This is a genomic window from Curtobacterium sp. MCPF17_031, from assembly GCF_003234035.1.
GTDB lineage: Bacteria > Actinomycetota > Actinomycetes > Actinomycetales > Microbacteriaceae > Curtobacterium.
Genome location: NZ_QKSG01000022.1, coordinates 1 through 5,316 on the forward strand (window position 1 = coordinate 1; position 5,316 = coordinate 5,316).

Here is a 5,316-nt window from a genome sequence, read left to right on the forward strand (position 1 = left end):
ACCCCCGAAGGGGTCAGGAAAAAAGTGTGTGTCAAGTCTTCGGCTTATTAGTACCGGTCAGCTCCACGGGTCGTTAGTCCCCGCTTCCACATCCGGCCTATCAACCCAGTAGTCTGCTGGGAGCCTCTCACACTCAAGGTGCATGGAAATCTCATCTCGAAGACGGCTTCCCGCTTAGATGCTTTCAGCGGTTATCCGGTCCGAACGTAGCTAATCAGCGGTGCCCTTGGCAGAACAACTGACACACCAGAGGTTCGTCCATCCCGGTCCTCTCGTACTAGGGATAGATCTTCTCAAATTTCCAACGCGCGCAGCGGATAGGGACCGAACTGTCTCACGACGTTCTAAACCCAGCTCGCGTACCGCTTTAATGGGCGAACAGCCCAACCCTTGGGACCTACTCCAGCCCCAGGATGCGACGAGCCGACATCGAGGTGCCAAACCATGCCGTCGATATGGACTCTTGGGCAAGATCAGCCTGTTATCCCCGAGGTACCTTTTATCCGTTGAGCGACAGCGCTTCCACAAGCCACTGCCGGATCACTAGTCCCGACTTTCGTCCCTGCTCGACCTGTCAGTCTCACAGTCAAGCTCCCTTGTGCACTTACACTCGCCACCTGATTGCCAACCAGGTTGAGGGAACCTTTGGGCGCCTCCGTTACTCTTTGGGAGGCAACCGCCCCAGTTAAACTACCCATCAGGCACTGTCCATGAACCCGATCAGGGTCCTACGTTAGACATCCAAAGTGACCAGAGTGGTATTTCAACAATGACTCCACGAACACTAGCGTGCCCGCTTCACAGTCTCCCACCTATCCTACACAAGCCACTCCGAACACCAATACCAAACTGTAGTAAAGGTCACGGGGTCTTTCCGTCCTGCTGCGCGTAACGAGCATCTTTACTCGTAGTGCAATTTCGCCGAGTTCGCGGTTGAGACAGCTGGGAAGTCGTTACGCCATTCGTGCAGGTCGGAACTTACCCGACAAGGAATTTCGCTACCTTAGGATGGTTATAGTTACCACCGCCGTTTACTGGGGCTTAAATTCAGAGCTTCGCCGTGAGGCTGACCCTTCCTCTTAACCTTCCAGCACCGGGCAGGCGTCAGTCCGTATACATCGTCTTGCGACTTCGCACGGACCTGTGTTTTTAGTAAACAGTCGCTTCCCACTGGTCTCTGCGGCCTTCAACGCTCACGGAGTAAATCCGGTCACGCGTCCGGCCCCCCTTCTCCCGAAGTTACGGGGGCATTTTGCCGAGTTCCTTAACCACGATTATCTCGATCTCCTTGGTATTCTCTACCTGACCACCTGAGTCGGTTTCGGGTACGGGCGGCTGCAACCTCGCGTCGATGCTTTTCTCGGCAGCATAGGATCACTGAATTCCCCTTACGGGTACGCGTCGGGTCTCAGGCATACAGACGACGGATTTGCCTATCGTCAGCCCTACATCCTTACACCAGGATCACCTTACGGATACCATCGCCTGGCTCAGCTACCTTCCTGCGTCACACCTGTTCATACGCTAACCGCACCAGCATGGGGTCGAGCGTTAGACCGGCCCGTCTCACCCCGAAGGGATCAACAAGTGCCGGGTTAGGACTCTTAGCACCACTGGATTAGCTTGGGCGGTTGTTCGCCGGTACGGGAATATCAACCCGTTGTCCATCGACTACGCCTGTCGGCCTCGCCTTAGGTCCCGACTTACCCAGGGCGGATTAACCTGGCCCTGGAACCCTTGGTCTTTCGGAGGACGGGTTTCTCACCCGTCTTTCGCTACTCATGCCTGCATTCTCACTCGTGTGGCGTCCACGGCTGGATCACTCCGCCGCTTCACTCGCCACACGACGCTCTCCTACCACTCCGCACGACTGAACCACGAAGGCTTGTCTAGTGTGCGAAATCTACAACTTCGGCGGTGTGCTTGAGCCCCGTTACATTGTCGGCGCGGAATCACTTGACCAGTGAGCTATTACGCACTCTTTCAAGGGTGGCTGCTTCTAAGCCAACCTCCTGGTTGTCTGTGCAACTCCACATCCTTTCCCACTTAGCACACGCTTAGGGGCCTTAGTTGGTAGTCTGGGTTGTTTCCCTCTCGACGATGAAGCTTATCCCCCACCGTCTCACTGCTGCGCTCTCACTCACCGGCATTCGGAGTTTGGCTGACGTCAGTAACCTGTTGAGGCCCATCGGCCATCCAGTAGCTCTACCTCCGGCGAGAAACACGCAACGCTGCACCTAAATGCATTTCGGAGAGAACCAGCTATCACGAAGTTTGATTGGCCTTTCACCCCTATCCACAGCTCATCCCCTCCATTTTCAACTGAAGTGGGTTCGGTCCTCCACGACGTCTTACCGTCGCTTCAACCTGGCCATGGATAGATCACTTCGCTTCGGGTCTAGGACATGCGACTGAATCGCCCTATTCAGACTCGCTTTCGCTACGGCTACCCCACACGGGTTAACCTCGCCACATATCGCTAACTCGCAGGCTCATTCTTCAAAAGGCACGCCGTCACCCCTACAAAGGAGGCTCCGACGGTTTGTAAGCAAACGGTTTCAGGTACTATTTCACTCCCCTCCCGGGGTACTTTTCACCTTTCCCTCACGGTACTTGTCCGCTATCGGTCATCTGGGAGTATTTAGGCTTATCAGGTGGTCCTGACAGATTCACACGGGATTTCTCGGGCCCCGTGCTACTTGGGATACACATCCGGCCATAACACCATTTCGTCTACGGGGCTGGCACCCACTACGGCCCGGCTTTCAAACCGGTTCGACTATGATGCGCTGTAACCGTCCCAGTCCGGCAGAACTGAGTGACGTGTCCCACAACCCCGACCATGCAACGCCCGCCGGCTATCACACATGATCGGTTTAGCCTCATCCGTTTTCGCTCGCCACTACTCACGGAATCACATGTTGTTTTCTCTTCCTGTGGGTACTGAGATGTTTCACTTCCCCACGTTCCCTCTACCCGCCCTATATATTCAGGCGGGAGTCACCAGGTCGACAAGTCGCCTGGCGGGGTTTCCCCATTCGGAAATCCTCGGCTCACAGCTCGATTATCAGCTCCCCGAGGCTTATCGCAGATTTCTACGTCCTTCTTCGGCTCCAGATGCCAAGGCATCCACCGTTTGCTCTTAGAAACTTGACCACAAAGATTAAAATTGCGATCCAACGCCACACCGACACCACACCAATCACCACAAGGGCAACCAACCGGTCTCGGATGACGCGAATCTAAAGATGCTCGCGTCCACTGTGTAGTTCTCAACATACGATCGGCACCACACTCCCCCAAACCAAACCGGTCTGAAATCATGCGGCCCAACGAAGGACCCAATGGCCCAACCCCTCCCAACACTCTCGTGTCAGCAGGAAGCCTGGTCCCTCAGGACCCAACAACGTGCACCAGCTGAGCGCTCCACCCCCGACCCGTTCCAACCAGGCGAACCCGGTGTACTGAAGATCGGAAGCATCACTCCCAACTGCACTGTCAATGTTCCACCCATGAGCTACCCGTCGGACACGTTCGGTCCGAATCGGGCGCCTGGACCAGCCACCACCCACCAAACGGTGAACAGCACTGACCAGATGCTCCTTAGAAAGGAGGTGATCCAGCCGCACCTTCCGGTACGGCTACCTTGTTACGACTTAGTCCTAATCACCGATCCCACCTTCGACGGCTCCTTCCACAAGGGTTAGGCCACCGGCTTCGGGTGTTACCGACTTTCATGACTTGACGGGCGGTGTGTACAAGGCCCGGGAACGTATTCACCGCAGCGTTGCTGATCTGCGATTACTAGCGACTCCGACTTCATGAGGTCGAGTTGCAGACCTCAATCCGAACTGAGACCGGCTTTTTGGGATTCGCTCCACCTTACGGTATCGCAGCCCTTTGTACCGGCCATTGTAGCATGCGTGAAGCCCAAGACATAAGGGGCATGATGATTTGACGTCATCCCCACCTTCCTCCGAGTTGACCCCGGCAGTCTCCTATGAGTCCCCGGCATAACCCGCTGGCAACATAGAACGAGGGTTGCGCTCGTTGCGGGACTTAACCCAACATCTCACGACACGAGCTGACGACAACCATGCACCACCTGTACACCGACCACAAGGGGGCGACCATCTCTGGCCGTTTCCGGTGTATGTCAAGCCTTGGTAAGGTTCTTCGCGTTGCATCGAATTAATCCGCATGCTCCGCCGCTTGTGCGGGCCCCCGTCAATTCCTTTGAGTTTTAGCCTTGCGGCCGTACTCCCCAGGCGGGGCGCTTAATGCGTTAGCTACGACACAGAAACCGTGGAAAGGTCCCTACATCTAGCGCCCAACGTTTACGGCATGGACTACCAGGGTATCTAATCCTGTTCGCTCCCCATGCTTTCGCTCCTCAGCGTCAGTTACGGCCCAGAGATCTGCCTTCGCCATCGGTGTTCCTCCTGATATCTGCGCATTCCACCGCTACACCAGGAATTCCAATCTCCCCTACCGCACTCTAGTCTGCCCGTACCCACTGCAAGCCCGAGGTTGAGCCTCGGGATTTCACAGCAGACGCGACAAACCGCCTACGAGCTCTTTACGCCCAATAATTCCGGACAACGCTTGCACCCTACGTATTACCGCGGCTGCTGGCACGTAGTTAGCCGGTGCTTTTTCTGCAGGTACCGTCACTTTCGCTTCTTCCCTACTAAAAGAGGTTTACAACCCGAAGGCCGTCATCCCTCACGCGGCGTTGCTGCATCAGGCTTTCGCCCATTGTGCAATATTCCCCACTGCTGCCTCCCGTAGGAGTCTGGGCCGTGTCTCAGTCCCAGTGTGGCCGGTCACCCTCTCAGGCCGGCTACCCGTCGTCGCCTTGGTGAGCCATTACCTCACCAACAAGCTGATAGGCCGCGAGTCCATCCCCAACCAAAAAATCTTTCCACCACCAGGCCATGCGACCAGTGATCATATCCAGTATTAGACGTCGTTTCCAACGCTTATCCCAGAGTCAGGGGCAGGTTACTCACGTGTTACTCACCCGTTCGCCACTAATCCGCCCAGCAAGCTGGGCATCATCGTTCGACTTGCATGTGTTAAGCACGCCGCCAGCGTTCGTCCTGAGCCAGGATCAAACTCTCCGTAAAAAATTACAACCAACACCGAAGTGTCAGCGAGTTGATCTTGACTGTTGACTGTCTACTGACAATCTTCAATCCAAAAGGAATTGCTTCATGACCCGACCAGCCGAAACCGATCGAGCACGAGGTCAATAAAATTGGCATTGACAATGTGCACGCTGTTGAGTTCTCAAGGACCAGACGCACTCCCCAC

At 55.5% G+C, this 5,316-nt stretch carries 2 rRNA genes; both read right to left on the bottom strand.

The features are described from left to right. Positions 1-27 precede the first annotated feature (27 nt). A 23S ribosomal RNA gene (locus tag DEJ31_RS16755) occupies positions 28-3,156 on the bottom strand. Between the two features lie 451 nt (positions 3,157-3,607). After that, positions 3,608-5,129: ribosomal RNA gene (locus DEJ31_RS16760) — 16S ribosomal RNA — on the bottom strand. The 16S and 23S rRNA genes sit together here, the layout of an rRNA operon. Between the last annotated feature and the right edge of the window lie 187 nt (positions 5,130-5,316).